Annotated in this window: 3 protein-coding genes; all 3 read right to left on the bottom strand. The window is 44.8% G+C overall.

Annotated elements, in window-relative coordinates:
• Positions 1–53: 53 nt before the first annotated feature.
• Positions 54–767, bottom strand: a complete 714-nt coding sequence (locus tag INT22_RS10675; RefSeq protein ID WP_193068205.1) for an acylneuraminate cytidylyltransferase family protein — start codon at positions 765–767, stop codon at positions 54–56.
• 2 nt (positions 768–769) lie between these two features.
• On the bottom strand, positions 770–2,308 hold the full coding sequence (locus INT22_RS10670) for an N-acetylneuraminate synthase family protein (protein WP_193068204.1): 1,539 nt from the start codon (positions 2,306–2,308) through the stop codon (positions 770–772).
• A partial coding sequence (locus INT22_RS10665; RefSeq protein WP_193068203.1) for an inositol monophosphatase family protein occupies positions 2,235–2,946 on the bottom strand: 712 nt, incomplete at its 5' end. The genes INT22_RS10665 and INT22_RS10670, both read right to left, overlap by 74 nt.

The following is a 2,946-nucleotide window of genomic DNA, read 5'->3' as shown; positions in this document are numbered from 1 at the left end:
CCTGCCTCTACCGTATGATCCAAAGTGCTGCAGTTATTCTATGAATTCAGGCATCATAGCAAGTCAATGCCGCGACTTAACCTTGCAGCTGCAATATCTTCTAGAAGCTTAAACTGGTCTTCCCAGTCAATATCCATAGCAATACTTTCAGGAATCTCGTATAAGTCGGGGTTATTACCAATTCGATCGCCCACTTCACGCATCCTAGAAAATGGCATAAAGTAAGCCGCATGATTTATTTCAAAAAGCGGTTTTATGTCTTGGCTTCTCGGCCACTTCTCCACACTATTGTCGTAATTATAGGGCCCATTTTCGTCCCAAATAAATTTATGTAATTTAGTGACAGTAACAAGACTATCGTGGCCTTTTTCTTTGGCAGCATGCCAAGCAGATATCAGCTCAGAAAAGACTGACGAAGTAATGAAAGGATGAGTGACATGGGTCATCAACATAGTCCCACTATCTTCCAAGCTAGCTGCGTAATGGATGAAAGCACTCATTGGGGTAGAGGAACGGCCAAGCTCATCAGGACGCTCAATTACTTTTACACGACCATCAACACTTTGACCAAAATGGGTTGCATAAGCGCTTACTATCGGATCGTTAGTAGAAACGATGATCTTGCTAATTTCTTTCACCTTAACAAGCTGACGCAGCTTCAGCTCTAGCAATCCGTTTTTGAATTCAGCAAAGGGCCGTGTATTTTTATTCTTAACCCGTTCACTGCCTGCACGCGCAGGTATCAACGCCACAATCGATTCTGACATATTTAACCTCTACGAAAATACTTATGATGCTCGCTATCGTTAATTTCTTTTTCTTCTGAGCCAACAAGGACTTCAGCTTCCCGCACAGCAGCCACGTAATCAACAAATTCTGAAGTTGTTAGATCCAACGCCACCGCATCAAAGTGCGCCCATTCGGTATTGCCAAGCTTTACATGCTTTTCCACTATACGAGCACCGGCTGCCACCGCCATGGCAGAAGCCATTGAACCAAAATCGTGGCTTGAATAGCCAGGCACTACGTATGGATGCTGTTTAGAAAGATCACGATAATGGCGGATAACACCAACATTACAATCATGTGTTGGGGTTGGGTAGGCAGAGTTACACTGCATTAGGTATAACTTATCGCAGCTCGTAAACGTCTCCAGCACCCATTTTTCATAGTGTAGGTCGGTCATACCGGTAGAAAGCACAATGCCACGCTTATATTCTCGCGCTACCGTTGCCAGGTAATCAGTGTGCTCAGAAATCGTTGAAGGTAGTTTAATCAGCTCTGGGCCGAACTGTTGTATAAAGCGGAATGAGGGCTCGTCTAGCACTGAAGCAAACCAACGAATGCCTAGCTTAGAACACAAGTCATCTAGAAACTCGAAGTCATCCCTGTCCAGCTCTAATGCTAACCGGTAATCTCGGAAGGTATTCCCAAAAGGTGAGACGTATTTAGCATCTAGCTGTTCCTTTGAATAAAAGGTTTCGACATCACGCTTCTGAACTTTTATTAAATCAGCGCCCGCTGCATGAGCAGCACGTACCATACGCTCTAGGCGATGACGATCACCGAAATGATTGGTCGTTAACTCGGCAGTGATTAAAACACGATCCTCGTTCGGAACCAGTCGCTTATCCAGCCCAGGAAGAAAGCGTGTATTCAGTTCTTCTGGTGTCAGCGTTGAGAAAGCTCTGTCCCCAACATGCTGAACATCAACTTCACTATCACGCAGCATGTAAAGCGCATTAACAAAGTAGTGTTCTTGAGGGCTAATACGAGCTGCACGCCCACTGGCATCTGCAGGGGAATAGTCATAATCAATGGCATGGGCATAGCCTTGATCAACGGCAAAATCAAAACCCAGCATATAAACGGTTTGCTTACGGTTACGCCCTTTAGCGATAACTCGCGCTAACCTGATGGCAGATAGAAACAATACCTCTTCAATAACAAAGTCTTGCTCTGGCTTTTCCATTACCAAGCGGCTGAGCATTACATCAACGCCTTCCTGGGCGGCAGGCACAAAACGTGCCTTGAATACCTCACCTTTCGGCGGTTCAATGTCTGTTGAAGTAATGTACAAACGCGAACGCCAACCGCTGGCTTTCAAGCCATCGATTACCCATTCATCATGAAAGATAGAAATATCGCAGGGGGCGATGCGCTCAGCATCATTCAGGCCAATAACTAATGAGTTTGCCAGTAGGCTGGGGTGAATGCGATCAACAGAGGCACCTTTACCGAGTATGAAGATCGTATCGGTGGCGAATGTCGACGCGATATTTTCTACCAGGTTCGAGAAATTCTCCATGGTACGGCTTTCCTTCTACTTCAATGTCACAATTATGTTCACGTGCCAACATCAGGCCAGGAAGTAAATCCCAGCTATAGGCACCCCGGGGGTTGGTGAAGCGTGCGAAACTTCCTCTGATCACGTTATAGAGGTTATAAACAGCACATCCCATAAGGCGGCTTTCTTGAGTAGAGCGCATGCCTTCGAGGATTTCATCACACATAGAAGACGAAAAACCACGAATCCTAGAATGAATAGGCGTTAACATGTCACCTGTCATAAGGTGTTCGCCTAGTTCAGGGAGAAACAACAAACTACCTAAGTGCTGATTACCATACCAAAGCGTAAAAGATACGCCCCACTCTTTTAGGCCTGAACAGAAGTTCTCTGTGCCATCAATAGGATCGAGAATTGCATAATACCCTTCGGGTACGGTTGAGATTAGCTCACTAAAATTTTCTTCGCCGACAAACGTTACATCCGGCAACTTTTCTTCAACATAATGTTTAACCAGGTTTTCAACATATACATCAGATTGAGTAACCGGACTGCCATCTGGCTTAATCTCTATATTAAATCGACCTTCTTGAATTTTAGGCATATTTCTATATATTAAATCGATCAAGCCATTCATTAAATCACGCGCTTCATCGGCT

It is taken from the genome of Halomonas sp. 3D7M, assembly GCF_014897885.1.
In the GTDB taxonomy this organism is placed as follows: Bacteria; Pseudomonadota; Gammaproteobacteria; order Pseudomonadales; family Halomonadaceae; genus Vreelandella.
This window is presented reverse-complemented; position numbering and strand designations above follow the sequence as displayed.

What these genes read in the sequence shown, in the direction of transcription:
- INT22_RS10670 (WP_193068204.1), bottom strand. Translation starts at nt 2,308, where the DNA reads ATGGAGAATTTCTCGAACCTGGTAGAAAATATCGCGTCGACATTCGCC.
- INT22_RS10675 (WP_193068205.1), bottom strand. Translation starts at nt 767, where the DNA reads ATGTCAGAATCGATTGTGGCGTTGATACCTGCGCGTGCAGGCAGTGAA.